The sequence below is a fragment of the Antrihabitans auranticaus genome (genome assembly GCF_016481275.1).
Classification (GTDB): Bacteria; Actinomycetota; Actinomycetes; order Mycobacteriales; family Mycobacteriaceae; genus Antrihabitans.
The window spans coordinates 64,458-90,033 of record NZ_JAEMNW010000005.1 but is presented as its reverse complement, the minus strand read 5'-3'; the positions used below and the strand labels follow the sequence as shown (position 1 = coordinate 90,033).

The window sequence follows — 25,576 nt, the reverse complement described above, 5'->3', positions numbered from 1 at the left end:
GCCACGTTCGTACGCCGTCTGAGACCGCTTCGGCTTACTGGCCAGTAGCTTTCGGGTACGTCAGCGTAAGTGCCGCTTGATCCGGGTGAGCATCGCGGACATGCCACGCAGGCGTAGCGGGCTGATGGAGTCGGCGAGTCCGAGCGCTGTGTAGAAGTCGTCGGGAACCGCCAGAATGTCGTCCGCGGTCGACCCGTCGAGGCCTTGGTGCAGGATCGACGCGAACCCGCGGGTGGTCGGTGCCTCGGGCGGCGCGCTGAAATGCAACCGGACGTGCGCACGGTCGGACGAGTCGACCGAGAGAAACAGCGGTGACTGGCACTCGGGCACTGGTTCCATCGCCGCGGTCTCGAGCTCGGCGGGCAGATCCGGCAGCTCGCGACTGAACTCGAGGAGAAGTGCAAGCTTGTCCTGACCGTCGACGGCTGCGAAGTCGTCGACGATCTCGGCAAGCGCGGGGGGCATGCTCACAAGTGTCCCTTTCAGGGCGCGGTGCCGGGTTCGGCGCCTTTCGTAATCGGCACCCGAACCGCGTTACCCCACTCCGTCCACGAACCGTCGTAGTTGCGGACGTTCGTGAAACCGAGCAGGTGCGTCAGGACGAACCACGTGTGGCTCGACCGCTCGCCGATCCGGCAGTACGCGATCACGTCGTCGTCGGTGCCGAACTCGCCGTAGATTTCCTGCAGCTCGGGCCTGGTCCGGAAGCGACTGTCCGACGCCGCCGCCTTCGCCCACGGAATGCTGACCGCGGTCGGAATATGGCCGCCGCGAAGCGCGCCTTCCTCCGGGTAGTCGGGCATGTGCGTGCGCTCACCGGTGTACTCGGCAGGCGAGCGCACGTCGATCAGGGGTCCCTTGCCGAGGTGGTCGACCACGTCCTCGCGGAACGCGCGGATCGGTGCGTCGTTTCGCTCCACGACCGGGTAGTCGGTCGGCGTCGTCACCGGCACATCGAAGCTCGTCTCGCGGTCCTCCGCCATCCACGCATCGCGTCCGCCGTCGAGCAACCGGACATCCTCGTGCCCGAAGAGCGTGAACACCCACAGCGCGTAGGCAGCCCACCAGTTGCTCTTGTCGCCGTAGATCACGACGGTGTCGTCGCGCGTAATTCCCTTGCGGCTCATCAACTCTGCGAACTTCTCGCCGTCGATGTAGTCGCGCGTCACGGGATCGTTGAGATCGACATGCCAATCGACCTTCACCGCCCCCGGAATGTGGCCGACGTCGTAGAGCAGCACATCCTCGTCGGACTCGACGATCTTCACCTTCGGGTCACCGAGCTTCGACGACAACCATTCCGTCGTCACCAGCCGCCCGGGATGGGCGTAGGTCTGCAACGCGATGTGTGGGTCTGCCTCGACTGGCACGTGAGCTCCTACCTAGGGGGACCGAGCAACCCGATCGTACTGGGTGTCCTGTCTCGCACCGCTCGGCTTGTTTGCGCGCGGAGGAGTTTCTGCCCCGGAGGGCGGGCCTCGAACTCCACTCGGCCCGGCTCAGGACGCTGCCGTGTTGCCAACCTGTTACTCCATCAGCCGTTTTACCGGAACGACGGTCCGTTAAAGTTCGTGACGAAAGGGGGCCTCGTTGTCCGACTCTTGGCCGCGACGCCGTTTGCTTGCGATCCTCAAGCGTGCGAGCGAGCCGATGGATGCCCGGGAACTGGCCGCGGAGACCGGTCAGCACGTGACGACGGTCCGGTTCCATCTCGAGGTGCTCGTCAAGGAATCTCTCGTCTGTCAGATCCAGCAACCCCCGCGCGGCCGTGGCCGGCCACGCATCGGTTACACGGCGGTCGCCCGAACGGTCGGGTATCAGGAACTGGCTCAGGTCCTCGCGGACCAGCTCGGCGCGGACCCGCGGGTGCGGCTCGACGCCTCGGTCACCGCTGGGCGTGCCTGGGCGGCGAAGATGGACGACAGCATGCGGCCGATCGAGACGCTTTCGGACGCGAAAGACGTTGCGACGAACCTACTTGCAGAACTCGGCTTCGCGCCCGACCGGTCCGTCGACGACCCGCCCCATGCGGATTCGGCGACCATCAGGCTGACCGCCTGCCCACTGCGTGATCTGGCTCGGACGCATTCCGAGGTCGTCTGCGGCGTGCACCTCGGCCTCATGCGGGAAGTACTGGACCGCGCGAGCAAGCCGGGACAGTTCACGGCGAGCTTGCACCCGTTCGTCGAGCCGGAGCTCTGTCTCGCTCGCCTCAGCTCGGCGACTCGGGCGCTGTCGACGACCTGACCGGGCGGTCCCAGAGCTGTGCGATCGTCACGTCGACTTCGGTCAGCAGTCGGCGCAGCAGGGGCAAGCCGATTCCGATGACGCTCGACGGATCGCCGTCGATCCGGTCGACGAACCAGCCGCCGAGCCCGTCGAGTGTGAACGCGCCGGCAACCTGTAGCGGTTCGCCGGATTCCAGGTAGGCGTTCAGGTCGTCGGGCGACGGCGTACCGAAATACACCGTGGTCGACGAACAGGCGGATGCCGACGCGACGACCTGCCCGTCGCGCAGTCGCAGCACGCAATGGCCGGTGAGCAGATCGCCGTGCCTGCCGGCCATGGTCGCCCACCGCTCGCGAGCGGTATCGACCGTGAGTGGCTTGCCCTGCAGGCGCCCGTCGATGTGGAGCATCGAATCGCAGCCGACGACCACGCTGTCGAAGGCATCGGCCCCTTCGAGCCAGCACACGCCGTCGAGCCCCTGACTCAATTCGCCTGCCACCGCGCGCGCCTTCGCGGTCGCCAACGCAACGACCACGTTCTGCGGCGGTGTATCGGTGGGGAGCAAGTCGGCGACCGCGTCCTCGTCGACATCCGATACGCGCACAACCGGATCGATTCCGGCGCTGCGCAATACCGACAGTCGCGCCGGCGAGGCCGACGCGAGAATCAGCGTCGTCAATCCCGCAGGTGGGACAGGTGCGGGAACGCGTACGGCGCGAACGTCGGCGAACCGCGGTGCATGAGCGACGGCGTGCCCCACATGTCGGGCGGTCCCTTCGGTCCCGAAGGGCCGGGTCCGGAACCGGCAGCGGCGGTGAAGATCGCTACCAGAGCAGCGATTTCGTCGTCGTCGGGTGAACCCTTGAGCACCTGGATCACCGGACTCGCCGGGGCACCATCGGGAACGACCAGGTCGGCTTCGCTTACGGCTTCTTCGCTCATAGGGGGATGTTTCCGTGCTTCTTCGGCGGCAGCGACACCATTTTGCGCTCGAGTAGCCGCAGCGCGTTGACGATCTGGCCACGAGTGTGCGACGGCGGGATGACGGCGTCGACATAGCCACGCTCTGCTGCGACGTACGGGTTCACCAGGGTGTCCTCGTATTCGTTCTGCAGCTGCAAGCGCAGGGCGTCGACGTCTTCACCGTTCTTCGCGGCTTCGAGCAGGCGCTTGCGGTAGACGAAGCCGACCGCGCCGGACGCGCCCATCACGGCGATCTGAGCGGTGGGCCAGGCAAGGTTGACGTCGGCACCCATGTGCTTGGAGCCCATGACGTCGTACGCACCGCCGTAGGCCTTGCGGGTGATGACCGTGATCTTGCCGACGGTTGCCTCGCCGTACGCGTAGAGCAGTTTCGCGCCGCGGCGGATGATTCCGTTGTATTCCTGACCGGTACCCGGCAGGAAGCCCGGCACGTCGACCAGAGTGATGATCGGAACGTTGAAGGCGTCGCAGGTGCGGACGAACCGGGCGGCCTTTTCGGAGGCATCGATATCGAGGCAGCCGGCGAACTGGGTCGGCTGGTTGGCGACGATGCCCACGGACCGGCCGTCGACCCGACCGAAGCCGACGATGATGTTCATCGCGCGCTCGGCCTGGACCTCGAGGAACTCGTCGTCGTCGAGGATCCGGCGAATGACCTCGTGCATGTCGTAGGGCTGGTTGGGGGAGTCCGGGATCAGCGTGTCCAGCTCGAGGTCTTCCTCGGTGAGGGAGTCTTCGATCGTGCCGGAGATCGGGTCGGTCGGTGCGAAGCGCGGCGCCTCGGCCCGGTTGTTGCTCGGCAGGTAGCTGAGCAGGTCCCGGACGTAGTCGAGGGCATCCTGCTCGCCGGAGGCAACGTAATGCGCGACGCCGGATTTGACCATGTGGGTGTGTGCACCGCCGAGGTCTTCCATCGTCACTTCTTCACCCGTGACCGACTTGATGACGTCGGGTCCGGTGACGAACATCTGGCTGGTCTGGTCGACCATCACGACGAAGTCGGTAAGCGCGGGGGAGTAGACGTGGCCGCCGGCCGCGGCGCCCATGATCAGCGAGATCTGCGGGATGACGCCGGAGGCCTGCACGTTGCGCAGGAAGATCTCGCCGTACAGGCCGAGCGATACGACGCCTTCCTGGATCCGGGCGCCCGCGCCTTCGTTGATGCCGATCAGCGGGCGACCGGTCTTGACCGCGAGGTCCATGACCTTGACGATCTTCTCGCCGTAGACCTCGCCGAGGCTGCCGCCGAAGACGGTGACGTCCTGGCTGAAAATACAGACGTCGCGGCCGTCGACGGTGCCGAAGCCGGTGACAACGCCATCGCCGAGCGGGCGGTTGTCTGCCTGCCCGAAGTTCACACTCCGGTGGCGGGCCAGTGCGTCCATTTCGACGAACGAACCGTCGTCGACGAGTGCAAGGATGCGTTCGCGTGCAGTCAGCTTGCCCTTGGCGTGCACCTTCTCGACGGCGGCTTCACCACTGGGATGTTTCGCCTCTTCGAGGCGTTCCCGTAGGTTGGCGAGCTTGCCCGCGGTCGTGTGGATGTCGGGTTTCGACTCCGCCTCTGGTGAAGGCTTCTGCTGAACACTGGTCATGAGGAGTCAGCTTAACGCAGAAGATGAGGGCGCCTCGAGTAGTGTCGTCTCATGTACTCCGATCTGGCGCGCCCGCCGCTGAATCTCGCGGAGCTGCGACGTGGACTCGATCCGTTCTTCGCCCGCCTCGAACTCGTCGACGAGACCGGTTCGACGAATGCCGACCTGCTCGCCCGGGCTGGCAAGCCCGATTCCGACCGCACGGTCCTTGTCGCGGAATATCAGTCGAGCGGGCGTGGCCGGCATTCGCGGACCTGGGTCAGCCCGCCGCAGGCCCAGATCGCGATGTCGGTGCTGGTGCAGATGCCGGGTATCGCACCGGAAGATCTCGGCTGGCTGCCGCTCGTCACGGGCATAGCCGTGGTCGACGCGGTCTCGGCGGCTGCAAAGGTCGAAGCAAAGCTCAAGTGGCCCAACGACATTCTGATCGACGGGCGCAAGTTCGGCGGCATCCTCGTCGAGGTTGCGAAGCCCGGTCCGGACCCCTCGGTTGTCATCGGAATCGGAATCAACGTCACGTTGCGGGAAGAGGAACTGCCGGTCCCGGAGGCGACGTCTCTGTTGCTGGCCGGTGCAGAGGTCACCGACCGCACGACGCTGGTCCGTGCGCTGACCCGCGAATTGGCTTCCCGGCTGAGTACCTGGGAGAAGTCGGGCTGGTCGACGGCCGATTTGGCGAAGGCCTATCGAGAGCGCTGTGTCACGTTGGGTGCGCGCGTCCGTGCGGACCTCCCGGGTGGCGACGTCATCACCGGCATCGCTGTCGACGTCGACGAGACCGGTCGGCTGCTCATCGACGGCACCCCCGTATCGGCGGGTGACGTCACCCATCTGCGGGCCCAGGCGTGAGTACGGGCGCCGCTCGAAAGCTCTTGGGCAGCACTGGTTAGCGGTACTGTCCACACCATGGGATACCCCGAAGACGCGTTGGCGGGCGACGAGCAACTGCTTCTGCATCGGCACCCACATTGGAAGATGCTGTTCTGGCCCGCAGTGACATTTGTCCTGATCACAGCGCTGGCCGGGTTCGCGTTGGGACTGGTCCAGAACAAGGTGGAATCCGACAACCCGAAGCTCATCGCGTTGATCGCCATCGCGGTCGTCTGGGTCGGTGTCGTCGCCTGGCGGGTAGTTCCGCCGTTCATTCGTTGGCGTGCAACACATTTCATCGTCACCGATCGACGTGTGCTGATTCGGCACGGCGTCCTCACCCACACCGGCATCGACATTCCCATGGGCCGCATCTCCAGTGTGCAGTTTCGGCACGGGCTGTTCGACCGCATGCTCGGCACGGGAACGCTCATCATCGGCTCGGCGTCGGAGGATCCGCTCGAGTTCGACGACATTCCCAAAGTGCAGAAGGTCCACTCCCTGCTCTACCACCAGGTGTTCGACGCGATGCAGATCGATCGCAACGACGACGGCCGGCCGGACAACCCTGGTCGCAGGCGTGGCTACGACGACGGCGGACCGGGCGGCCCGAGAAATTCCTGGGGTTCGTGAGCGCCCGTACGCTTGATCTCGTGACCGCAGTTCTCCTGGCAGAAGACGACGAAGCCATTGCCGCGCCGCTGTCGCGCGCCCTCGGGCGAGAGGGATACACGGTCACGGTCGAACAGTCCGGAACCGCGGTCCTCGAGCGTGCCCTGGAGGGCAATCACGACCTCCTGATCCTCGATCTCGGGCTACCGGGCATGGACGGTCTCGAGGTGTGCCGGCAGATGCGGGCCCGCGGGTCCGAGCTTGCCGTCCTGATGCTCACCGCCCGGACCGACGAGGTCGACTTCGTGGTCGGCCTCGACGCGGGCGCCGACGACTACGTCGGCAAGCCGTTTCGCTTGGCGGAGTTGATGGCTCGGGTCCGCGCACTGCTGCGGCGGAGCGGTCCGGCTGAAGATTCGGTGATCGAGGTCGGCGGTCTGCGGCTCGAACCCGCCGCGCGTCGTGTGCTGCTGAACGGCAGCGAGATCATCTTGGCCAACAAGGAATACGAGCTGTTGAAGGTGCTGCTCGACCGCGCGGGCCAGGTTGTCTCGCGCGACACGATCCTGCGCGAGGTGTGGGGCGATCTCGACCTCCGTGGCTCGAAGACACTCGACATGCACATGTCATGGCTGCGCCGGAAGATCGGCGACGAAGGCCCGGTGGCAGAGCGTCGGATCGCGACCGTGCGCGGCGTCGGCTTCCGCCTGAACACCGACTAGCGCGCGCATGCGTCGCCGCATCCTGCTCTCGGTTCTCGCAGTCGTTCTACTGACGACGCTGGTCCTCGGCATACCGCTGATGTACACGGCCTGGTTGTGGGTCGAGGACATCACGCGCAACGACATGCGCACCCGGTTGAGCCGGATGGCGGACGAGATCATCGCGCAGGAGACCGACGGCGGGCTGGTCCAGGGTCCGCTGGATACGAGTGCGGTCCGGCTCCTTGTGCCAGATGGCGGACAGCTCGTCGTCGTCTACCCGACGCCCGCCGACAGTGCGTCGCGTACCGACATCGGCGCTGCCGAAGTGCCGAATGCGCTCGTCGAATCGCTGTCCATGGGCACGAACGGTTCGCTGCGGCTTTCCGTGCCGTCGGACGAAATGCGATCGCGGCAGTGGCAGGCGGTAGGTGCGGTCAGCCTCGTTGTGCTTGCGTCCATGGCGGCGGGTACGGCGGTCGCCGTTGTGACCGCCCGGCGTTTGGCCGACCCGTTACGCGATGTCGCCGCACGGGCGGCTCGACTGGCGGAAGGCGACTTCCGGCCCGATCCGCGCAGACACGGCATCGCGGAACTGGACCGCGTCTCCGACGTCCTCGATTCCGCGACGGTAGAGATCGCGATCCGGCTGCAGCGGGAGCGCGCACTCGTCGCGGACGTCTCGCATCAGCTGCGGAGTCGCCTGACCGCGGTTCGCCTGCGCCTCGACGAACTGTCGACGCATCCGGACACCGCGGTTGTCGACGAAGCCGAAGAGGCGATGGCACAGGTCGACCGGCTCACGGCCGCCATCGACGAACTGGTCCGCTCATCGCGGACAGACGATGCCGCACGCAACCTGCCCCTGTCGGTCGTCGAGGAACTTGACGCGGTTGTTGCTGAGTGGCAGCGCCCGTTCGCCGATGCGGGCAGGACTTTGCGGGTCGGCGGCGACCGGCGCTTGCGGGCGCCCGTCACGGGGTCCCGGCTGCGCGAGGCAGTGGCGGTTCTCGTCGACAATGCGCTGATGCACGGCGGCGGGACGTGCACCGTCTCGGTCCGTATGGCGCGCGGGGTCGGTGACCGCGACCCGACCATCTGCGTCGAAGTAGCAGACGAGGGCGACGGCGTCAGCAACGAACTGGCCCCGCATATCTTCGATCGCGGCTTCTCGGGTGCAGGCTCGACAGGTGTGGGCCTCGCGTTGGCGCGGGCGCTGGTGGAGGCCGACGGCGGTCGGTTGGAACTGCAACGACGGCGGCCGGCGCTGTTTGCGCTGTTCCTGGCAACCGCACACGAATCGGCGAAGGTTCGCAGCGGCGAACCGCGCTGACCGGTCGCCGGCTAGGAGTGACCCAGCTCCTCTTCGGCGAGATCGTCGGGTGTCGGCTCGAAGTCGGTCGAACCGGCTTCCGCGCCGTGCGCGAACTCCTCGGGAAAGACCCACCGTCGCATCGACCAGAACCGGAACGCCATCTGCAGCAGGTTGCCGATGATGTAGGCGCTGACGAAGTCCGCGATGTTTTCCGTCGCGAAGCTGACGTCGGGTTGGCGCAGGTCGAAGACATAGCTGGAGATGTAGAGCGGAATGAAGCTCAAGACCACGCCCACACCGCTGACCAGGAAGAACAGCAACGCCTCGTGGTGGGCCTCGCGCCCGCCGCGGTGCTTGAACGACCACTCGCGGTTGAGAATGTAGGACGCGATTACCGCGATGACACCAGAGATGATCTTCGCCGTGACTGGCTTCTCTTCGAGGACGGTCAGTTTGAGCGTGTAGAAGATGACCGAGTCGATGACGAAGGTCGTTCCGCCGACGATCGCGAACTTGATCAGCTCGTGATGCCGGAGAGCGATGTCCCTGAATGGCTGGGGTACGCGGTTGACCACCTCGTCGACTAGGGACACAACGAAGGAGTGTACGAAAGCCGACTGGCTGCTGACCAATTATCGAGGCAATCATCAGCAACGTCACAGGTGCGCGAGCCGAGCCCGCGACGCCACATGACACCATTGGGACCTGTGAACCGTTCTTCTCCCGACTTTGGAAGTACGCGCGGCGGCGCCGCTTCACTGCCCGTCGTAACGATGGTCGGTGGCGGTCAGTTGGCTCGCATGACGCATCAGGCGGCGATCGCGCTCGGACAATGCGTACGGGTACTCGCCGAGAGTTCCACAGACCCCGCTGCCCGGGTCAGCCCCGACGTCGTGCTCGGCAGCCACCTCGATCTCGCCGCGCTGCGCATGGCCGCTGTGGGGTCCAGCGCGTTCACCTTCGACCACGAGCACGTCCCGACAGAGCACCTCGAGGTGCTCGTTGCCGAGGGCGTCAACGTTGCCCCGCCGCCGGAGGCGCTGATCTTCGCCCAGGACAAACTCCTGATGCGCCGTCGCCTCGCGGAACTGGGCATAGCTGTCCCAGCGTTCGCGGAGGTCCGGTCGGTGCACGACGTGGTCGACTTCGGTTCGTCGCACGGCTGGCCGGTCGTCGTGAAGGCGATTCGTGGTGGCTACGACGGTCGCGGCGTATGGATGCCGGGCGACGCGGTCGAGGCGAAGGCCGTCGTCGACGAACAACTCGGCAACGGAGTGCCACTGCTGGTCGAGGCGAAGGTGCCGTTGCGCCGTGAGCTTTCGGCAATGGTTGCGCGTTCGCAATTCGGCCAGGGCGCAACGTGGCCGGTCGTGGAAACGGTTCAACGCGACGGGCAGTGCGCCGTGGTCATTGCGCCGGCTCCGGGCCTGCCCGACGACCGGGCGACCGAAGCCGAAGAACTTGCGCTGCGCCTCGCGTTCGGGCTCGGCGTGGTCGGCGTGATGGCTGTCGAGCTGTTCGAGACGAACGACGGCTCGCTGCTCGTCAACGAACTGGCGATGCGCCCGCACAACTCCGGGCACTGGGGGATGGACGGTGCCCGTACCTCCCAGTTCGAGCAGCACCTGCGGGCTGTCCTCGACTACCCGCTTGGCGATACTGCCCCGCTCGCACCGGTCACGGTCATGGCCAACATCCTCGGTGCCGAAGATGCGCCCGAAATGACGATGGACGAGCGCGTGCACCACGTCTTCGCGCGGTTTCCCGATGCGAAAGTGCATCTCTACGGCAAAGGCGAACGGCGCGCGCGCAAGATCGGCCATGTGAACGTGCTGGGCGATCATGTCGAATCCGTCCGCAACAAGGCCGAATTGGCCGCACACTTTCTCTCGCACGCCGTTTGGACGGACGATTGGAGACCGCATGGGTGACGGGGGAGGTCCGCTCGTCGGACTGATCATGGGCAGTGACTCCGATTGGCCGACGATGGAAGCGGCGGCGGAAGCGCTGGCGGAGTTCGGCATCCGCTTCGAGGTCGGTGTCGTTTCGGCGCATCGCACCCCGCAGCGCATGCTCGATTACGCACGCGACGCCGCCGAACGCGGTCTGCGGGTGATCATTGCCGGAGCAGGCGGCGCCGCGCATCTGCCCGGAATGGTCGCTTCGGCGACGCCATTGCCGGTGATCGGTGTTCCTGTTCCGTTGAAGTACCTCGACGGCATGGATTCGCTGCTGTCGATCGTGCAGATGCCTGCCGGTGTGCCCGTTGCGACGGTGTCGATCGGCGGCGCGCGCAATGCGGGGCTGCTCGCCGCGCGGATTCTGGGCACGTCCGATTCCGAGCTGCGCGACCGGATGGCGAAGTTCCAGGAGGGACTTGCCACCATGGTTGCCGAGAAGGACGCGGCTCTGCGCCGGAAGTTACTGGGCTGAGTCGTGCCCACAGACGCTGCCCAATTTCGGCTCGCGGTCGTCGGCGAGGCGCTGCGAATGTTCGCCGAGAAGGGGTACGAGGCGACGACGGTCGGCGAGATCGCCGAAGCGGCAGGCATTTCGCGGCGAACCTTCTTCCGCCAGTTTCGCGCGAAGGAAGACGTGGTCTTCGCCGACCACGAAATCCTGATGGCGCGGGCATCCGCGTATCTCGACGACCATCACGACGACCCGTGGGACGCTGTCTGCGCAGCCGCTGCGCTCGTTTTCGAGGGGTTCTCGCAATGGGGTGACATTGCGAAGCGCCGCTATGCGGTCGTGCACGAGGTACCGGCGCTGCGCGACCGCGAGATCGTCACGGTGTTTCGGTACGAGCGCCTCTTCGTCGACTACCTGCGCCGCCAAATGCCTGCCGCGGATGATCTCGCAGTCGTCCAGTTCGCCGCTGCCGTGACCGCGACCCACAACTTCCTGCTCCGCCGCATGGTGCGCGACGGTGTGACCACGTCTGTCGAGCAGGTTCGGGATGCGCTGTCCGATATTCGCCGGGGTTTCGACGGCTCGACAACGGCGCCGGGGTCGGACGAGGTCGTCGTCGCTGTGTTTTCCAAAGGCATGTCGCCTCGTCGGGTCGCGGATGAGTTGCGCAAAGCCTTGAGTGACTGATCTGACACTGAGTGTCACCATTTGGCACGGCACTCTCTCGGTTACTGGCCTGTTCATGGGGTATAGTTTTCGCCAGGCTGGCACTGAGTGCCGCGCGTCAGGCGCAATAAGTCGATCAGATCTACGGACCGCAACACATTCGAGGAGTGCCAACCATGGCTGGGAACCCGGACTTCGATTTGTTCAAGCTCGGCGAGGAACACGACGAGCTGCGCGCAGCCATCCGTGCGCTGTCGGAGAAGGAAATCGCGCCGTACGCCAAAGAGGTGGACGAGAACGCACGCTTCCCACAGGAGGCGCTCGACGCGCTCGTCGCGTCCGGCTTCAACGCCATTCACGTACCTGAGGAGTACGGCGGTCAGGGCGCCGATTCTGTCGCCACCTGCATCGTGATCGAAGAAGTTGCGCGTGTCTGCGGGTCGTCCTCCTTGATCCCGGCAGTGAACAAGCTCGGCACCATGGGCCTGATCCTGAACGGGTCCGAGGAACTCAAGCAGCAGGTTCTTCCGTCGCTCGCCGAGGGCAAGGCGATGGCCTCCTACGCGCTGTCCGAGCGCGAAGCCGGTTCCGATGCCGCCGCCATGCGCACGCGCGCGAAGAAGGACGGCGACTCGTGGGTCCTCAACGGCAGCAAGTGTTGGATCACCAACGGCGCCAACTCGACGTGGTTCACCGTCATGGCCGTCACCGACGCCGAGCGTGGCGCCAACGGCATCTCGTCGTTCATGGTGCACCTCGATGACGAAGGCTTCACCGTGGGCCCGAAGGAGCACAAGCTCGGCATCAAGGGATCGCCAACCAACGAGCTGTACTTCGAGAACTGCCGCATCCCGGGCGACCGCATGATCGGTGCCGAGGGCACCGGATTCAAGACCGCACTCGAGACGCTCGACCACACCCGCCCGACAATCGGCGCGCAGGCAGTCGGTCTCGCACAGGGCGCCATCGACGCTGCGATCGCATACGTCAAGGACCGCAAGCAGTTCGGGCAGTCGATCTCGAGCTTCCAGGCTGTTCAGTTCATGATCGCCGACATGCAGATGAAGACCGAAGCCGCCCGCCTGATGGTCTACTCGGCCGCGGCGCGCGCAGAGCGTGGCGAGAAGAACCTCGGGTTCATCTCCGCGGCCGCGAAGTGCTTCGCCTCCGACGTGGCCATGGAGGTCACCACCGACGCCGTGCAGCTCTTCGGTGGCGCCGGCTACACCACCGACTTCCCGGTCGAGCGCATGATGCGCGACGCGAAGATCACCCAGATCTACGAGGGCACCAACCAGATTCAGCGAGTCGTCATGTCTCGCGCGCTCCTGAAGTAACCACTCGACCGCCGTTGCGGCGTAGCAGTCAGGCACCACGTGCCCGCCTTCTACGCCGCACGACGGCGACCGCTTCATCGGCTATCTCATCGAGCTCGTTGAAGACATCGAAAGCCGCGTAGCGGAGGAGCAACCACTTCTCCAGCACGATCCAGTTCTGTCGGCGTCGATCTTTACGGAAGACCTCGGGTTCGCTGTGAAATTCGCGTCCGTCGATCTCGACGATCGTCTTCGATTGCTCGTCGACGAAGTCGCAAAAGAAGGTGCCCACCGGCCTGTTTGCAGGGAGTGGGCAGCGTCTTTCGGAGAGTGCCCGTGCGAACAAGCGCTCCGGTTCGTAGGCCGCGTGCAGTGCGGCCTGCTTCAGCTGCCGCCGTGCGTCCGGGTTACCGTGCACTCCGGAATCCAGCTCGCACAGCTCGAGCAAGCGGCACGGCTCGACTCGTTCGCGCAGTTGTTCATCGATGAGCCTGCCCGCCTCCAACTTCGGCATGACCGACACGCAATCGAACAACGCTCGCGCGGGTTCGACGGTCGGCATGCCCCAGCACTCGCCCACGAGTTCAGAGCGCAACGAGCGGCGATACAGCTTCAGCCAACTCGGCGTGCGTTTGCTGGTCGATCGCGGAACCGAGGCTTCGAATACGGCCGGCTCAGGCAACATGCCGCGAAGCCAGCCTGCGGTCCGGTGGCTCAGGACAGCTCGGGGAACCCACTTGGTGATCGCGGCGCAGCGGGCGAGAGCAGTCGGTTCGCCGAGGCAATAGATCTGCGGCAGTAAGCGGTGGTAAATGCCCTGGTTGCAGCGGTCATGGATTGTGCTGCCCGGTACGCCGCTTGCGATCAACTCGGGGTAGGTACGAATTCCGAAGGGGTCCATCGCCAAAGCGTTTCGCGCCCAACGGAGAGCCGAATTTCGCGAACTGGGGAAACAGAGTGAGCTGTGGATAACGCGACGCTTGGGGATAACCGGCGTCAGTGCACACAAGTCGCGACTTTTGCCCGGTTTCCGGCGCTTTCGCCGATTTGTGTGCAGCCAGTCCGGCGCTAGCCTCTAGCCATGCCGCGCAATACCAATCTTCGCCGCGCCTCGCGCGGATCCTGGCAGTCGAGAGTGGTCACCGTCATTGCGCTTGGGTGGGCGAAGTTGTGGCGCGCGAAGGTGGAGTTCGACGAGGAGTACGGCATCTACGTGTGCTCGGGAATGCGCTCTGGGTTCGGTCGGGCGGGTACAACCATCGGCGGGGCTTACCTCACCAAGAACCACACCGCGCGCAAGTCGATTCGGCACGAGGCGATCCACGCGGACCAGTGGGGCCGGTACGGCAGTTCGTTCATCGTGCGGTATCTGGTCGAGGAGATGCGTAATCCGAAGTCGCGCAACAAGTTCGAGGTAGAGGCGGGGTTGGCGGACGGGGGCTACCGCGCGACCGGCTAACCGCGCAGGCTCGCGACCCGCTCGGTCTCGATCCGCCGCCCGCGCGTGGCAGGATCTTCGTTGGTCACCTGGACCAACGACCCGCCGATCACGAATACCGACAGCAACCCAGCGATGAGGTCGCTCGGTGTGGACCAGTGCGCTGTCGAAAGCACACGATCGCCAGGCGCGAACCCCTGCTCGGCCGCGGATGCCTTGGCGGCCGCGAGGACTTCGGCGACCGTTGCGCCGTCGAGTGCCAGTCCGGCGCCGCCCGGATGGAACTGGTCGCCATGGACGCGGACCGAACTGGCGTAATCGGTGACGCCGATCGGCAGATCTGGCACCGGCCGGCCGAACGCGTCGAGTGACAGCACCGCAACTTCGGGCACGTCGGTGACCGCGTCGAGTCCATCGGGAGTGACAAGCGCAAGTTCGGCGTCAGGGTCGGCGTGCAACACGACTTCCGCGCCGGCCCACCAGGCACCGAGCAACACCGCAGCAGTTTGCCAGTGCGCGGGCAGCAACACCGCAATCCGGGCGCCCGGCGTCAGCACGAATTCGTCTCGCACGAAGTTGGCGGTTTTGGCCGCCCAGTTCGCGAGCGTGAGTCCGGACAGTTCGATGCGAGCGCCGGTGGCGTCGTCGTAGTGGGTGATCCGCGGCGCAGAAGGCTCCCGCGCGAGAATCGGGTCCAGCAGAGCCTCGGTGAGAGTGGTTGCTAATTCACGCATTTCGGTCCGTCCTGGCCCGCGTCGATCGGGGGATCGGGTGGTACCGGTGTTGCGGAGGTCAGTTCGGTCGACTCCGTCGTCGTTGTTGTCGTCGAGGATCCGCTGGCCCCGGGACCCGAGTAGTCCGCTGCTAGGACGACCTTCACCTTGCCGGCGCTCAGGCTCGAATCCGCTTCGACCGTCAGGCCGCCGAGCGCCTCCGCGACCGCCTGTGCACCCTCGTCGTCACTACTTTTCGCGAGCACCCGGCTTTCGTCCACCGAGGTGCCCGAGTTGTTTCCGATCGTGCCCTTCTTGTACCCCGCCGATGCTAGTTCGTCGCTGACCCGGCCGGCGAGGCCGTCGATGCCGCTGTCGTTCACGACGTCCACAGTGATCGTCGACGGGTTCACGCCGGTGTCACCCGAATCGGATCCTTCGCCCGCGAGTTTTTCCACGTAATCCGCCACGGACGAGGGGTCGACCCGCACCACCGATTCACCAGCGTCGGTGGTGCCGTTCAGATCGACGACCGGAATCGTCTCGAACTTCACCTGGCCGCCGGATAGGTCCTGCAACTGCTCGGCGAAACCTAGTATGTCCCAATCGGAATCGAGGACGACCGAGCGGCTGACCGCGTTGCTCAGCTCCTGCAGCTTCGTGGGGCTGCTCAGTGTCTGCGCGCTCAGCACCTTCGACACGAGCGACGCCATGAAGACTTGCTGGCGGACGATGCGGTCGAGGTCGCCGCGGTCGAGGTCGTGGCGCTGCCGGACGAAGCTGAGGGCGTCCGAGCCGTGCAGGGTCTGCCTGCCTGCCGGGAAGTTGGCACCCGACAGCGGTTCGTCGACGGAGTCGTTGAGGCAGACGTCCACGCCGCCGACCGCATCGGTGAGCAGTACGAAGCCGAGCAGCCCTACCTCTGCGTAGTGATCGACGGTGACGCCTGTCAGATCGGCGACCGTCTTGATCAGCGCCTGCCGACCGGCCTTGGTCGATTCCGCGTCGGCGTCTTCGTCGGTCTCGCCGGCGTTGACGAGCTCGAGCCGCTTGGTCTCCTTTGTTTCGCCGTATGCCGCGTTTATCTTGCGGTATCCCAGTCCTGGGATTTCGACGTACGAGTCGCGTGGAATCGAGATCGCGGTCGCCGACGTGCCGTCGTTGGGCACTCGAATGAGCACGATGGTGTCGGTGTTCGACGCGGTTTCCTCGCCGGCGCGCAGCGAGTCGAGTTCTTGCTGGGACAGCGGGTTGCCGTGGGCGTCGGTCCGACTGTCGGTGCCGACCATGAGTATGTCGACGGCGCCGTCCTTGCCGCCGCCGAGCCCGAGGCCATCAGCGGTCGCGAGACTAGAACGCAGGGAATCGATTCCGCGCCAAGCAAATCCGGTGATCACCAGTGCGAGGACAGCGAGTATCGCAACGACCACACGGGCAGGCCGGGCGTACAACCGAAGCACCCGTGCTCCGGCAGGCTCCTGCTCCACCTGGCCCCCTCTCTGCTAGCCCGACGTTTGCGATATTCGATTCCAGGCTACTTTGCCGAGGCTGCCGGTCGGCTGAAGCGATTTCTTCGGCGTGCCAGACTCTGGACCATGGAAAAGGTGATTGTCACCGGTGCGGCGGGGCAGGTGGGGCGCCAGTTGGTGGCGCGCGCCACACGACGCGGGCTCGCCGCCGTCGGCCACAACTCGGCGGAATTCGATATCACCGACCCACGTTCGGTCCGTGCCGGCATCACACCGGGCAGCGTGGTGATCAACTGCGCGGCGTATACGGCGGTCGATCGCGCGGAGAGCGAAGAGGCGGCGGCATTCGCCCTCAACGAGGCAGGTCCGCGCCTGCTTGCCGAGGTCTGCGCCGAGGTCGGCGCACGGCTGATCCACATTTCGACGGACTACGTATTCGCCGGAACGTCCGACGCTCCCTACGAACCCGCGGACCCACCGGCCCCCAAAACGGTCTACGGCCGCTCGAAGCTCGCGGGGGAGCAGGCCGTTCTCGACGCCCTGCCGACCGCGCAGATCGTGCGCACCGCCTGGGTCTACACGGGTGCGGGGACGGATTTCGTCACCACGATGATCCGGCTCGAATCCGAGCGCGAGACGATCGACGTCGTCGTCGATCAGATCGGTTCGCCGACCTACTCCGGGCACCTTGCCGAAGGATTGCTGGACCTCGTGGACCGCCCCGAGGCGCCGAACGTAATGCACCTCACGAACGGCGGCCAGGCCAGCTGGTACGAGCTTGCCCGTGCGGTCTTCGAGTCGGTCGGTGCCGATCCCGACCGGGTAAAGCCCTGCACCAGCGAACAATTCGTCCGGCCGGCGCCGAGGCCCGCCTATTCGGTGCTGTCGGACGCCGCGTGGGTCGGTGCCGGATTGTTGCCATTGCCACAGTGGCGCGAGGGTCTGCAAGCCGCTTTGTCGGAACGGGGCGAAATCGGACGTTAGGCTTGCCGACGTGAGTTCGCAGCTGGCCGTCGTGACGGTGACCTACTCTCCCGGCGAGCATTTGCAGCGTTTCATCGAGTCGCTTGCGGGAGCAACGGTAGAGAAACCCCAGGTCATCCTGGCCGACAACGGCTCGACGGATGGCGCGCCCGAGGCTGTGGCGCGGGCGTACGACCACGTTCGGCTGCTCGATATCGGTGCCAATATCGGCTACGGCGGGGCTATCAATCGAGCGGTGGCGGAGGTCGACGACTCGATCGAGTTCGTGGTCGTCGTGAATCCCGACGTCGAGTGGGGCCCGAACGCCCTTGACGAGTTGCTGGCCGCAGCGCGGCGCTGGCCGCGCGCAGGTTCGCTGGGGCCGCTGATTCGCGAGCCGGACGGCACCGTATATCCCTCTGCGCGTCAGGTGCCGGGCCTCGCGTCGGGCGCGGGCCACGCGATCCTCGGGTCGGTGTGGCCGGGCAACCCGTGGACTCGGGCCTACCGCCGAGAGAACTCGCCCCGCGACGAGCGAGCGGTCGGCTGGCTGTCCGGTTCGTGCCTGCTGCTGCGCCGGGCCGCCTTCGATTCGGTCAACGGCTTCGACTCCCGCTACTTCATGTACATGGAAGACGTCGACCTCGGCGACCGCTTGACGAAGGCCGGCTGGCACAACGTCTACGTGCCGACTGCCGAGGTCGTCCACACGAAGGGCCACGCAGCCGGGCGTAACCCCGAGCTGATGTTGCCCGCCCATCACGAGAGCGCGTACCGCTTCCAGGCGGACAGGCATCCCCGCCCGTGGCAGGCGCCGCTGCGGGGAGCTTTGAAGCTCGGACTCGCCGTCAGATCCAAAATTGCCGTCCGATCGGCGTTACGCAGCCGCGCGACGGAGCAGAATCTGGGAGCGGAGCTGCAGCCGCGCGTCACATCACACAAGGAGACCGAAGCACATGGGAGCTAATTCCGGAACCGACGCCGTCGTGCTTGTCGGTGGACAGGGCACACGGCTGCGTCCGTTGACGCTGTCGGCGCCCAAGCCGATGCTCCCGACCGCTGGTCTGCCGTTTCTGACCCACTTGCTCGCGCGGATCGCGGAGGCGGGCATCACCCACGTGGTGCTGGGGACGTCGTACAAGGCCGAGGTCTTCGAAGAGCAGTTCGGCGATGGCGCCGACCTCGGACTGGAGCTCGAGTACGTGACGGAGACCCAGCCGCTCGGCACGGGCGGCGGCATCCGCAACGTGCTGCCGAAGCTGCGGGCAGACAATGTCATGGTCTTCAACGGTGACGTCCTCGGCGGCACCGAACTCGGCGCCGTGCTGGACACCCACGAGTCGACCAACGCGGATGTGACGTTGCACCTCGTCCGGGTCGGCGACCCGCGTGCGTTCGGTTGCGTGCCGACCGACGAGGAGGGCCGCGTGACGGCGTTCCTCGAAAAGACACAGGACCCGCCGACCGACCAGATCAACGCCGGTTGCTACGTGTTCCGCCGCGAGTACATCGAGAAGATTCCGGCGGGCCGTCCGGTCTCCGTCGAGCGTGAGGTCTTCCCGGCGCTGCTTACCGAGGGCGCACGAATCTTCGGTCATGTCGACGCGTCGTACTGGCGGGACATGGGCACGCCCGAGGACTTCATCCAGGGTTCGTCAGATCTGGTCCGTGGCATCGCGCCGTCGCCGGCGCTCCCCGGACAACGCGGTGAGTCGCTGGTGCACCCCGGTGCGGGTGTTGCCCCGGGCGCGTTGCTCATCGGCGGAACGGTTGTCGGCCGCGGCGCCGAGGTCGGGGCCGGCGCGCGCCTCGACGGTGCCGTGCTCTTCGACGGTGCCAAGGTGGAGGCGGGGGCGCGCGTCGAGCGTTCGATCCTCGGCTTCGGTGCCCGAATCGGTCCGCGTGCACTCGTCCGCGACGCGGTCATCGGTGACGGTGCGGACATCGGTGCGCGCTGCGAATTGCTGCGCGGCGCGCGTGTGTGGCCGGGCGTGCAGATCCCGGACAACGGGATCCGGTTCTCGACGGACGTGTAGCTGCGGCGTCAGCGTCCCTGTGCAAGGCGGACGAGGTGCCCGATCGTGTCCGCCTCGGCGGTATCGGGCAGCGCGTCCACAGGCCACCACCGCAGATCGTCGGACTCCGAACTCGCCACGGGAACAGCACCTTTCGGCGCACGGACCAGGAAGCGCAGATCCAGGTGGCGAGTCGGCACGCCGAGTGAGCATGTGATCGCATGCGTGTGCGCCGACAGCAGAGCCGGGTCGATGTGCAGCCCGGTCATGCCGGACTCCTCGGTTGCTTCGCGCAACGCCGCGGCAACGATGGACTCGTCGGTTTCCTCGCAGTGCCCGCCGAGTTGAATCCACCGCCCGACGCGGGGATGCAGAGTCAGCAGGACGTGTTCCCCGCAGTGGTCGAGGACCAGCGACGACGCGGTGACGTGGCCAGGAACGTGCTCGCGCAGGCAACCACGCGGTGCCGAGCCGAGGAATGCCAGTAGGGTCTGGCGTAGCGCCTCGTCCGATGGTGCTGCGGGAGACCAGGATTCGACGGCCGCGGTAGCCGACCGGTGCAGCGAAGTGACGCTCATCGCGTGTGGCAGTTCGGAGACGGAAGGAAAACCCCCGGAATACGGGGCTTTTCCTTCACTGTGGGTGCAGTTGTCAGCACAGCTCGACCAATTCGGAACCCGGATCGCGGGCCGGACGCAACTCCAGCGGTTCGTGTGGGTGCCCGATTGCGACAGCTCCGAGCGGCCGCCAGTCTGCAGGCAGGTCGAGTTCCTTGCGGACCACGTCGGCCGCGAAGATCGTCGATCCGATCCAGCAGCTGCCGATTCCCTTGGTGGCCAAAGAAACCAGCAAACCTTGGACAGCGGCGCCGACCGCGACGGTGAACATCGTCTCCTCGGCGCGCTGGCGCTTCTCGTCGGGATAGCTGTGCGCGCCGTCGGGGACACAAAAGGGAACGATGATCTCGGGTGCGTGGAACAGGATGTCGCCGCGCGCAATTCGGCGTTCGATGCGGTCGGCCGGCAGGCCGTCGGCGGTCAGGTCCGCGCGCCATGCCGCGCGCATCGCGTCGAGCAAGCGGGCGCGGATCTCCGCGGAACGGATCCACACGAACCGCACCGGATGAGTGTGGTGTGGCGCCGGTGCGGTGAGGGCCTCGGCGACGGAAGTGCGCACGATTTCGGGATCCACCGGCTCCGAGCTGAAGGACCGCACGGACCGGCGCAGCAGTAACGCTTCGTTACGGCCTTGTGCGAGTGCTTCTTCGGTGCCGAGCCAGAACAGGTCGTCGGTGCCGCGGCGGATGAGGTCCGCCGCGCGGGTACCGTCGTCGCCGTGTTGCAGGCCGCGGACGACCGCGACCGGAACACCGCCGAGCTTGCCTTTGACGAGGTCCGCTGCCGAGGCGAGTTCGTCCGCGATCGCCACCTCGGTTACCTGAAGTTCGTTGCCCTGCCCGTCGATACTGCCTGCGTAAGCGTGCAGGACGGAGATCCCTGCCGAGCCGATCGCCGCATCCACCTGACCGTTTCGCCAGGCGCGCCCCATCGTGTCGGTGATGACGACGCCGACCTGGAGGCCGAAGCGGTCGCGCAGCGCGGCACGCAGCGCGGCTGCACTGGCATCGGGATCGACTGGCAGCAAAGCCAGTTCGTCGGGCGCGACGTTCGAGCCGTCGATGCCGGACGCGGCCTGCACGATGCCGAGCCGGTTCTCGGTGATGAGTGTGCGGTTCTTTCGTGCGAGCACGCGCACCGCTTCCTGCTCGACCAAGCGGCGGCGGGCGGCGTCACGCTCGTCCGGGTCGGTCGGTGACGGCACGATCCGGCCTTCGACCTTGGAGACGATCTTGCTCGTGACTACGAGGATGTCGCCGTCGATGAGCCACGGTGTCTGGCGCGCAATATGTTCCGCGAGATCGTCGCCCGGTCGGAATTCGGGCAGTCCGCGCACGGGCAGTATCCGTAGCTCGGACTGCGCGGCGTGGTCGGGCACTTCGTTCACAGCACCCCCGCCAATGTCATTGCCTCGCGGACCATTTCGGCAGTCGTCGGGGGATCGGTCATCAACAGGGGCACGCTTCGAACTGCCACGCCGGGAATGTCGGCGGAATCGGTCGAGTGCACCAACCAGCCGTCGAGGATGCCGGTAGTGCTGCGCGCGCCGTAGTACGTGCCGATCGCCTCTGCAGTCGTGTCCACGCCGATGACTTCCAGGCATTCGTCGGCCATGCCGCGCAACGGTTTTCCATCGATGACGGGGGAGAGGCCTACTACCTTGGCGGGCGTGGTCCGCAAGGCGCCGCGAATGCCGGGCACCGAGAGAATCGCGCCTATGCTGACGACCGGGTTCGATGGGGCGAGCAGAACGATGTCTGCATCCCCGATAGCGTCGAGCACGCCGGGTGCGGGTTTGCATTGCTCGGCGCCGACGTGGGCGAAGCTGTGCGTCGGTACCTGTGCGCGGTAGCGGACCCACCACTCTTGAAAATGAATCGCGCGTTTCTGCTCACTGTCGTCGGATTCGGGGTCGGTGACGACTACGTGGGTCTCGTTGCGTTCGTCGCTGGCCGGCAAAAGCGTCACTCCTGGCTTCCAGCGAGCACACAGTGCTTCGGTCACCGCGGAGAGCGGATATCCGGCGCGCAGCATCTGACTCCGGATGAGGTGCGTCGCAATGTCGCGGTCGCCGAGGCCGAACCAATCCGGTACGGCCGCGTAGGCCGCCAATTCCTCTTTCGCGTGCCAGGTTTCACCGATGCGACCCCAGCCGCGCTCGGTGTCGATGCCACCGCCGAGGGTGTACATGCACGTATCCAGATCAGGGCAAATGCGCAATCCGTGCAGCCAGATGTCGTCGCCGACGTTGACGATCGCGGTGATCTGGCCGCGATCGCCGAGAAACTCGCGGACGCCTTGCAGGAATCGGGCGCCACCGACTCCGCCGACCAGAACGGTCGCGCGGATCGGCCGGTTCAATTCTCGTGACTCACTCACACATGGCAGCCTAGGTGGCGCCGCTTCCGAGTTCGAATCAGCTACCGTTCGGCTACGATTTGGTAACAGACGCAGAGGGGGCGACAGATACTAAATGCAATTTTCTCGATAGCTTGACCTTCGCGCCGCTCGGCGTGTCTAATCACATGTATGTCATTCAGGTTCGCGAGGCGAGATGGCCTGCAGCGGACCGAATTTCGAACAGGTGTTCTTGTTCGAGGGGAAACGAGGATGACATTCGGCACGACATCAACCCAGACCAGCCTGTCACACGACTCGCTGGTCTTATCAATTCTGCGCTATTACAGGTGAGGAGGCGGACCGATGGCCTACCAGCTGGAAGACTTTGACATCCCTTCGAGCGTCGGCGACGAGCCGCAGACCGATTCCATTGCGGGCGCAGCACTAAGCGTCAGCAGTGACCATGAGGTGGTGTCGGAACGTCCCCGGCTCAGCCTCGTCGTCGACGGCTTCGAAGCATTCGAAGATGCTGCCGAGGACCAATGGCAAGAGCGCGCCCTCTGCGCGCAGACCGACCCAGAGGCGTTCTTCCCTGAAAAGGGTGGATCGACTCGTGAGGCCAAGCGAATCTGCATGGGCTGCGAGGTGCGTGACGAGTGCCTCGATTACGCGCTTGCCCATGACGAGCGCTTCGGCATCTGGGGCGGTCTGTCGGAGAGGGAGCGCAGGCGTCTCAAGCGCGGAATCGGCTAGCTCTCGCTAGTTCGGTTCTGCTAGACCGGGGTCGATGATGTCTGGGTCGACCCCGAGGTAGGTCGCTACCTGCTGCACGAGCACATCGTGTAGCAGGTCTACCAAAATCTCGGGTTGTTTCGCCCTCAGCTCCAAGGGCCGGCGAAACAAGACGACTCGTGCGCGGGTAGCTCCACCGCGGCGGTCGACTCCCGCAGGAATCAAGCGCGACAAAGGAACTGGGCCATCGGCAACGACTTCCGGTGGCCAGGTGACCGTGTCCGGATCGCGGGGGCGAATCTTCGGAACCTCATCGACAGCGATGTCCAGCTTCGTCAACCGCTCGTGCCAGCGCGCGTCGACCGGCGCGAATGCCTCGAGCACCAAGAGATCGAATTTCTCGCCTCGCGTTCGCCATGCGGGTACCGAATTGGGGAGAACGGGGCCGCGCACGCCACGACCTCGCCGGGTGACCGAACGAGCCGTCACCGGCCGTCGACGTCGGGCGCGTGCCATAGCGGGGACAATACGGGTGGACCCCACTCTTCGCGCAACCGGCGCAATCACTGCTGTTGCGCCGGTGTGTCCCGGCTCGTCGGCCAAGCACCGACCGCTAGTCTCCTAGTTGTGAGACCTACCCGTCGATGCTGCAGGCCTGGGTGCAAGAACCCCGCCGTCGCAACGTTGACATACGTGTATTCCGACTCGACCGCTGTCGTCGGACCGCTCGCGACTGTCGCCGAGCCGCATTCCTGGGACCTCTGCGAAACGCATGCGTCCCGCACGTCTGCGCCGAAGGGTTGGGCGATGGTCCGGCACGAGGGCGGATTTTCGTCGAGCACGCCGGACGAAGACGATCTCGTTGCGCTGGCCGAAGCCGTTCGGGAAGCCGGACTTCCGCGCGGTGAGCTGCACTCGAACCACGACGACAGGTCGCGTGGGCGCACCGAGTTCACGCCGGTGCCGCCGCCGCAGGGCGCACCCGCTCGCACCGGTCGCCGCGGGCATCTGCGCGTTCTGCCCGACCCGACCTAGGGACTCGCGACAGCGGTTTCGCTACTTTCGACGCGCTGCACCGCCGTGCAAAGCGCTGGCACTAGGCTGTCGCCTGACCGTTTCTTCGACGCATTCGCATTCGCAAAATGTGCCGCGACAGCAGGAGGGCCACGCCCGTGCCACGTTCCGCCGACCTCGTCAATGCCGTCATCAAGGCCTACGACGTTCGTGGTCTTGTCGGTGAGCAGATCGACGCAGAGTTCGTGCACGACGTCGGTGCGGCTTTCGCGAGACTGGTCAAGGCCGACGCACAGCGCGTGGTGATCGGCTACGACATGCGGGCGTCCTCACCCGAACTCGCGCAGGCATTTGCAGCAGGAGTCGTTGCGCAGGGCCTCGACGTCGTTCATATCGGCCTTGCGTCGACCGACCAGCTGTACTTCGCATCGGGTCATCTCGATTGCCCCGGTGCCATGTTCACCGCGAGCCACAATCCCGCGCAGTACAACGGCATCAAGTTGTGCCGCGCGGGTGCCAAGCCGGTCGGCCAGGACACCGGACTCGCAACTATTTCGCGGGAAGTGATCGAAGGCGTGCCGCCGTTCGACGGTGCTGCGGGTACCGCGACCGAGCAGGATCTGCTCGAGGAATACGCCGCCTATCTGCGAAAGCTGGTCGATCTCGCAGAGTCTCGTCCGCTGAAGGTCGCCGTCGACGCGGGCAACGGCATGGGCGGGCACACGGTGCCTTCGGTGCTCGGACCGCTGCCGTTCCAGATCGAGGCGCTGTACTTCGAGTTGGACGGCACGTTCCCCAACCATGAGGCGAATCCGCTCGACCCGAAGAATCTCGTCGATCTGCAGGACTTCGTCCGGCGGACGGGCGCAGACATCGGGCTCGCGTTCGACGGCGACGCAGACCGTTGCTTCGTCGTCGATGAACGCGGTGAACCGGTGTCGCCGTCGGCGGTCACGGCACTCGTCGCGGAACGCGAACTCGCGAAGGAACCCGGCGCGACCGTCATCCACAACCTCATCACCTCGCGTGCGGTCCCGGAGTTGGTGACGAAGCTGGGTGGCACACCCGTTCGTACCCGGGTCGGCCATTCGTTCATCAAGGAGACGATGGCGCAGAGCGGCGCGATCTTCGGTGGCGAGCACTCCGCGCACTACTACTTCCGCGACTTCTGGTGTGCCGACTCCGGGATGCTCGCCGCACTGCATGTTCTCGCCGCGCTCGGCGAGCAGGAGCGTCCGCTGTCGGCGGTGATGGAGCAGTATGCGGCTTATGCCGCTTCGGGTGAAATCAACTCGACAGTCGCGGATGCGGCAGAGCGCACCGACGCGGTGCTCGCCGCGTTTGCAGATCGGACGACGGGAATCGATCGGCTCGACGGCGTCACCGTGGACCTGCCGGACTCGGCGTGGTTCAATCTGCGCGCGTCGAACACAGAACCTTTGCTGCGCTTGAACGTCGAGGCTCGGTCTGCCGAGGAAGTACATGCACTCGTGACCGAGATACTGACCATCGTCCGCGCGTAGCTGCAATAGTGGAATCAGCTATCTGGCCGCCTCTGGTCACCGTGAAAGGACG

Annotated in this window: 29 protein-coding genes; 16 read left to right on the top strand and 13 right to left on the bottom strand. The window is 65.7% G+C overall.

What is annotated here, in order from left to right; genetic code table 11:
• Positions 1-60 precede the first annotated feature (60 nt).
• Both JGU72_RS21935 and JGU72_RS21930 read right to left on the bottom strand, forming a co-directional pair.
• Entirely contained in the window at positions 61-465 is a 405-nt protein-coding gene (locus JGU72_RS21935; protein WP_199686216.1) for a SufE family protein, read from the bottom strand.
• Positions 466-482: 17 nt separating this feature from the next.
• Complete coding sequence (locus JGU72_RS21930) at positions 483-1,370, bottom strand: sulfurtransferase (protein WP_199686215.1); 888 nt, start codon at positions 1,368-1,370, stop codon at positions 483-485.
• A 220-nt stretch (positions 1,371-1,590) separates the two neighbouring features.
• Between JGU72_RS21930 and JGU72_RS21925 the strand changes: the two genes are divergently transcribed.
• Positions 1,591-2,247, top strand: coding sequence for a helix-turn-helix transcriptional regulator (locus JGU72_RS21925; protein WP_199686214.1), 657 nt, complete (start codon positions 1,591-1,593; stop codon positions 2,245-2,247).
• Here the strand turns inward: JGU72_RS21925 and JGU72_RS21920 are convergent.
• Genes JGU72_RS21920 through JGU72_RS21910 form a run of 3 tightly spaced genes read right to left on the bottom strand, consistent with a single transcriptional unit; the run spans position 2,213 to position 4,808 of the window.
• On the bottom strand, positions 2,213-2,908 hold the full coding sequence (locus JGU72_RS21920; RefSeq protein WP_199686213.1) for a Maf family protein: 696 nt from the start codon (positions 2,906-2,908) through the stop codon (positions 2,213-2,215). The genes JGU72_RS21925 and JGU72_RS21920 overlap by 35 nt on opposite strands.
• Positions 2,905-3,171: an acyl-CoA carboxylase subunit epsilon gene (locus JGU72_RS21915; protein WP_199686212.1), complete on the bottom strand. Its 267-nt coding sequence runs from the start codon at positions 3,169-3,171 to the stop codon at positions 2,905-2,907. The genes JGU72_RS21920 and JGU72_RS21915 overlap by 4 nt, the downstream gene beginning before the upstream one ends.
• Positions 3,168-4,808, bottom strand: coding sequence for an acyl-CoA carboxylase subunit beta (locus tag JGU72_RS21910; RefSeq protein WP_199686211.1), 1,641 nt, complete (start codon positions 4,806-4,808; stop codon positions 3,168-3,170). Before JGU72_RS21910 ends, JGU72_RS21915 begins: the two co-directional genes overlap by 4 nt.
• Before the next feature lie 51 nt (positions 4,809-4,859).
• Here JGU72_RS21910 and JGU72_RS21905 point away from each other — a divergent pair, with 51 nt between their 5' ends.
• Genes JGU72_RS21905 through JGU72_RS21890 form a run of 4 tightly spaced genes read left to right on the top strand, consistent with a single transcriptional unit; the run spans position 4,860 to position 8,324 of the window.
• Positions 4,860-5,657, top strand: a complete 798-nt coding sequence (locus tag JGU72_RS21905; protein WP_199686210.1) for a biotin--[acetyl-CoA-carboxylase] ligase — start codon at positions 4,860-4,862, stop codon at positions 5,655-5,657.
• Positions 5,658-5,714: 57 nt separating this feature from the next.
• On the top strand, positions 5,715-6,311 hold the full coding sequence (locus JGU72_RS21900; RefSeq protein ID WP_199686209.1) for a PH domain-containing protein: 597 nt from the start codon (positions 5,715-5,717) through the stop codon (positions 6,309-6,311).
• A 20-nt stretch (positions 6,312-6,331) separates the two neighbouring features.
• Positions 6,332-7,012: a response regulator transcription factor gene (locus JGU72_RS21895; RefSeq protein WP_199686208.1), complete on the top strand. Its 681-nt coding sequence runs from the start codon at positions 6,332-6,334 to the stop codon at positions 7,010-7,012.
• A gap of 7 nt (positions 7,013-7,019) precedes the next feature.
• The gene (locus tag JGU72_RS21890) at positions 7,020-8,324 is read left to right on the top strand and encodes a sensor histidine kinase (RefSeq protein WP_199686207.1); all 1,305 of its coding nucleotides are present in this window, start codon (positions 7,020-7,022) and stop codon (positions 8,322-8,324) included.
• 11 nt (positions 8,325-8,335) lie between these two features.
• Here the strand turns inward: JGU72_RS21890 and JGU72_RS21885 are convergent, their stop codons facing one another.
• Positions 8,336-8,899: a GtrA family protein gene (locus JGU72_RS21885; RefSeq protein ID WP_199686206.1), complete on the bottom strand. Its 564-nt coding sequence runs from the start codon at positions 8,897-8,899 to the stop codon at positions 8,336-8,338.
• Positions 8,900-9,079: 180 nt separating this feature from the next.
• Between JGU72_RS21885 and JGU72_RS21880 the strand changes: the two genes are divergently transcribed.
• The 4 genes from JGU72_RS21880 to JGU72_RS21865 all read left to right on the top strand — a co-directional run bounded on the left by JGU72_RS21880 (position 9,080) and on the right by JGU72_RS21865 (position 12,721).
• Complete coding sequence (locus JGU72_RS21880; protein WP_233532865.1) at positions 9,080-10,237, top strand: 5-(carboxyamino)imidazole ribonucleotide synthase; 1,158 nt, start codon at positions 9,080-9,082, stop codon at positions 10,235-10,237.
• Positions 10,230-10,739: a 5-(carboxyamino)imidazole ribonucleotide mutase gene (gene purE, locus JGU72_RS21875; RefSeq protein WP_199686204.1), complete on the top strand. Its 510-nt coding sequence runs from the start codon at positions 10,230-10,232 to the stop codon at positions 10,737-10,739. The genes JGU72_RS21880 and purE overlap by 8 nt, the downstream gene beginning before the upstream one ends.
• Positions 10,740-10,796: 57 nt before the next feature.
• Complete coding sequence (locus tag JGU72_RS21870; RefSeq protein WP_199686396.1) at positions 10,797-11,405, top strand: TetR family transcriptional regulator; 609 nt, start codon at positions 10,797-10,799, stop codon at positions 11,403-11,405.
• 155 nt (positions 11,406-11,560) lie between these two features.
• Positions 11,561-12,721, top strand: a complete 1,161-nt coding sequence (locus tag JGU72_RS21865) for an acyl-CoA dehydrogenase (RefSeq protein ID WP_199686203.1) — start codon at positions 11,561-11,563, stop codon at positions 12,719-12,721.
• 28 nt (positions 12,722-12,749) lie between these two features.
• Here JGU72_RS21865 and JGU72_RS21860 read toward each other — a convergent pair whose 3' ends face one another.
• The gene (locus tag JGU72_RS21860; RefSeq protein ID WP_199686202.1) at positions 12,750-13,601 is read right to left on the bottom strand and encodes a DUF559 domain-containing protein; all 852 of its coding nucleotides are present in this window, start codon (positions 13,599-13,601) and stop codon (positions 12,750-12,752) included.
• Between the two features lie 180 nt (positions 13,602-13,781).
• On the opposite strand from JGU72_RS21860, the gene JGU72_RS21855 reads away from it, so the two are divergent.
• Positions 13,782-14,159 carry a hypothetical protein gene (locus JGU72_RS21855; RefSeq protein ID WP_199686201.1) on the top strand — a complete coding sequence of 126 codons (378 nt, stop codon included), beginning with the start codon at positions 13,782-13,784 and terminating at the stop codon, positions 14,157-14,159.
• Here JGU72_RS21855 and JGU72_RS21850 read toward each other — a convergent pair.
• Together JGU72_RS21850 and JGU72_RS21845 are read right to left on the bottom strand one after the other, a co-directional pair.
• Entirely contained in the window at positions 14,156-14,872 is a 717-nt protein-coding gene (locus JGU72_RS21850; RefSeq protein ID WP_199686200.1) for a TIGR03089 family protein, read from the bottom strand. The genes JGU72_RS21855 and JGU72_RS21850 overlap by 4 nt on opposite strands.
• Positions 14,860-16,338, bottom strand: a complete 1,479-nt coding sequence (locus JGU72_RS21845) for an LCP family protein (RefSeq protein ID WP_463315446.1) — start codon at positions 16,336-16,338, stop codon at positions 14,860-14,862. The genes JGU72_RS21850 and JGU72_RS21845 overlap by 13 nt, the downstream gene beginning before the upstream one ends.
• Positions 16,339-16,446: 108 nt before the next feature.
• Here JGU72_RS21845 and rfbD point away from each other — a divergent pair, with 108 nt between their 5' ends.
• From rfbD to manB, 3 genes are read left to right on the top strand one after another with little or no spacing between them, the layout of a single operon-like run.
• A complete protein-coding gene (gene rfbD, locus JGU72_RS21840; protein ID WP_199686199.1) occupies positions 16,447-17,304 on the top strand; it encodes a dTDP-4-dehydrorhamnose reductase in 858 nt (285 codons plus the stop codon).
• 10 nt (positions 17,305-17,314) lie between these two features.
• Entirely contained in the window at positions 17,315-18,250 is a 936-nt protein-coding gene (locus tag JGU72_RS21835; protein WP_199686198.1) for a glycosyltransferase family 2 protein, read from the top strand.
• Entirely contained in the window at positions 18,240-19,319 is a 1,080-nt protein-coding gene (manB, locus tag JGU72_RS21830; RefSeq protein WP_199686197.1) for a mannose-1-phosphate guanylyltransferase, read from the top strand. The genes JGU72_RS21835 and manB overlap by 11 nt, the downstream gene beginning before the upstream one ends.
• Positions 19,320-19,327: 8 nt before the next feature.
• On the opposite strand, the gene JGU72_RS21825 is transcribed toward manB, so the two are convergent.
• The 3 genes from JGU72_RS21825 to cofD all read right to left on the bottom strand — a co-directional run bounded on the left by JGU72_RS21825 (position 19,328) and on the right by cofD (position 22,264).
• Complete coding sequence (locus JGU72_RS21825) at positions 19,328-19,876, bottom strand: NUDIX hydrolase (protein ID WP_199686196.1); 549 nt, start codon at positions 19,874-19,876, stop codon at positions 19,328-19,330.
• Positions 19,877-19,949: 73 nt separating this feature from the next.
• The gene (locus tag JGU72_RS21820; protein WP_199686195.1) at positions 19,950-21,302 is read right to left on the bottom strand and encodes a coenzyme F420-0:L-glutamate ligase; all 1,353 of its coding nucleotides are present in this window, start codon (positions 21,300-21,302) and stop codon (positions 19,950-19,952) included.
• Positions 21,299-22,264, bottom strand: a complete 966-nt coding sequence (gene cofD, locus JGU72_RS21815; RefSeq protein ID WP_199686394.1) for a 2-phospho-L-lactate transferase — start codon at positions 22,262-22,264, stop codon at positions 21,299-21,301. Before cofD ends, JGU72_RS21820 begins: the two co-directional genes overlap by 4 nt.
• 462 nt (positions 22,265-22,726) lie before the next feature.
• On the opposite strand from cofD, the gene JGU72_RS21810 reads away from it, so the two are divergent.
• Positions 22,727-23,008 (top strand): WhiB family transcriptional regulator, encoded by a 282-nt coding sequence (locus JGU72_RS21810; protein WP_307828565.1) that lies wholly within the window; start codon positions 22,727-22,729, stop codon positions 23,006-23,008.
• Positions 23,009-23,014: 6 nt separating this feature from the next.
• On the opposite strand, the gene JGU72_RS21805 is transcribed toward JGU72_RS21810, so the two are convergent.
• Positions 23,015-23,503: a metallopeptidase family protein gene (locus tag JGU72_RS21805; protein WP_199686193.1), complete on the bottom strand. Its 489-nt coding sequence runs from the start codon at positions 23,501-23,503 to the stop codon at positions 23,015-23,017.
• A 111-nt stretch (positions 23,504-23,614) separates the two neighbouring features.
• On the opposite strand from JGU72_RS21805, the gene JGU72_RS21800 reads away from it, so the two are divergent.
• Both JGU72_RS21800 and JGU72_RS21795 read left to right on the top strand, forming a co-directional pair.
• A complete protein-coding gene (locus JGU72_RS21800; protein ID WP_199686192.1) occupies positions 23,615-24,022 on the top strand; it encodes a DUF3499 domain-containing protein in 408 nt (135 codons plus the stop codon).
• A gap of 137 nt (positions 24,023-24,159) precedes the next feature.
• A complete protein-coding gene (locus tag JGU72_RS21795; RefSeq protein WP_199686191.1) occupies positions 24,160-25,524 on the top strand; it encodes a phosphomannomutase/phosphoglucomutase in 1,365 nt (454 codons plus the stop codon).
• Positions 25,525-25,576: the final 52 nt, after the last annotated feature.

What these genes read in the sequence shown, in the direction of transcription:
- JGU72_RS21860 (WP_199686202.1), bottom strand. Translation starts at nt 13,601, where the DNA reads ATGGACCCCTTCGGAATTCGTACCTACCCCGAGTTGATCGCAAGCGGC.
- JGU72_RS21880 (WP_233532865.1), top strand. Translation starts at nt 9,080, where the DNA reads ATGGTCGGTGGCGGTCAGTTGGCTCGCATGACGCATCAGGCGGCGATC.
- JGU72_RS21855 (WP_199686201.1), top strand. Translation starts at nt 13,782, where the DNA reads ATGCCGCGCAATACCAATCTTCGCCGCGCCTCGCGCGGATCCTGGCAG.
- JGU72_RS21890 (WP_199686207.1), top strand. Translation starts at nt 7,020, where the DNA reads ATGCGTCGCCGCATCCTGCTCTCGGTTCTCGCAGTCGTTCTACTGACG.
- JGU72_RS21910 (WP_199686211.1), bottom strand. Translation starts at nt 4,808, where the DNA reads ATGACCAGTGTTCAGCAGAAGCCTTCACCAGAGGCGGAGTCGAAACCC.
- purE (WP_199686204.1), top strand. Translation starts at nt 10,230, where the DNA reads ATGGGTGACGGGGGAGGTCCGCTCGTCGGACTGATCATGGGCAGTGAC.
- rfbD (WP_199686199.1), top strand. Translation starts at nt 16,447, where the DNA reads ATGGAAAAGGTGATTGTCACCGGTGCGGCGGGGCAGGTGGGGCGCCAG.
- JGU72_RS21935 (WP_199686216.1), bottom strand. Translation starts at nt 465, where the DNA reads ATGCCCCCCGCGCTTGCCGAGATCGTCGACGACTTCGCAGCCGTCGAC.
- JGU72_RS21870 (WP_199686396.1), top strand. Translation starts at nt 10,797, where the DNA reads ATGTTCGCCGAGAAGGGGTACGAGGCGACGACGGTCGGCGAGATCGCC.
- JGU72_RS21825 (WP_199686196.1), bottom strand. Translation starts at nt 19,876, where the DNA reads ATGAGCGTCACTTCGCTGCACCGGTCGGCTACCGCGGCCGTCGAATCC.
- JGU72_RS21850 (WP_199686200.1), bottom strand. Translation starts at nt 14,872, where the DNA reads ATGCGTGAATTAGCAACCACTCTCACCGAGGCTCTGCTGGACCCGATT.
- JGU72_RS21865 (WP_199686203.1), top strand. Translation starts at nt 11,561, where the DNA reads ATGGCTGGGAACCCGGACTTCGATTTGTTCAAGCTCGGCGAGGAACAC.
- JGU72_RS21900 (WP_199686209.1), top strand. Translation starts at nt 5,715, where the DNA reads ATGGGATACCCCGAAGACGCGTTGGCGGGCGACGAGCAACTGCTTCTG.
- JGU72_RS21905 (WP_199686210.1), top strand. Translation starts at nt 4,860, where the DNA reads ATGTACTCCGATCTGGCGCGCCCGCCGCTGAATCTCGCGGAGCTGCGA.
- manB (WP_199686197.1), top strand. Translation starts at nt 18,240, where the DNA reads ATGGGAGCTAATTCCGGAACCGACGCCGTCGTGCTTGTCGGTGGACAG.
- JGU72_RS21915 (WP_199686212.1), bottom strand. Translation starts at nt 3,171, where the DNA reads ATGAGCGAAGAAGCCGTAAGCGAAGCCGACCTGGTCGTTCCCGATGGT.
- JGU72_RS21805 (WP_199686193.1), bottom strand. Translation starts at nt 23,503, where the DNA reads ATGGCACGCGCCCGACGTCGACGGCCGGTGACGGCTCGTTCGGTCACC.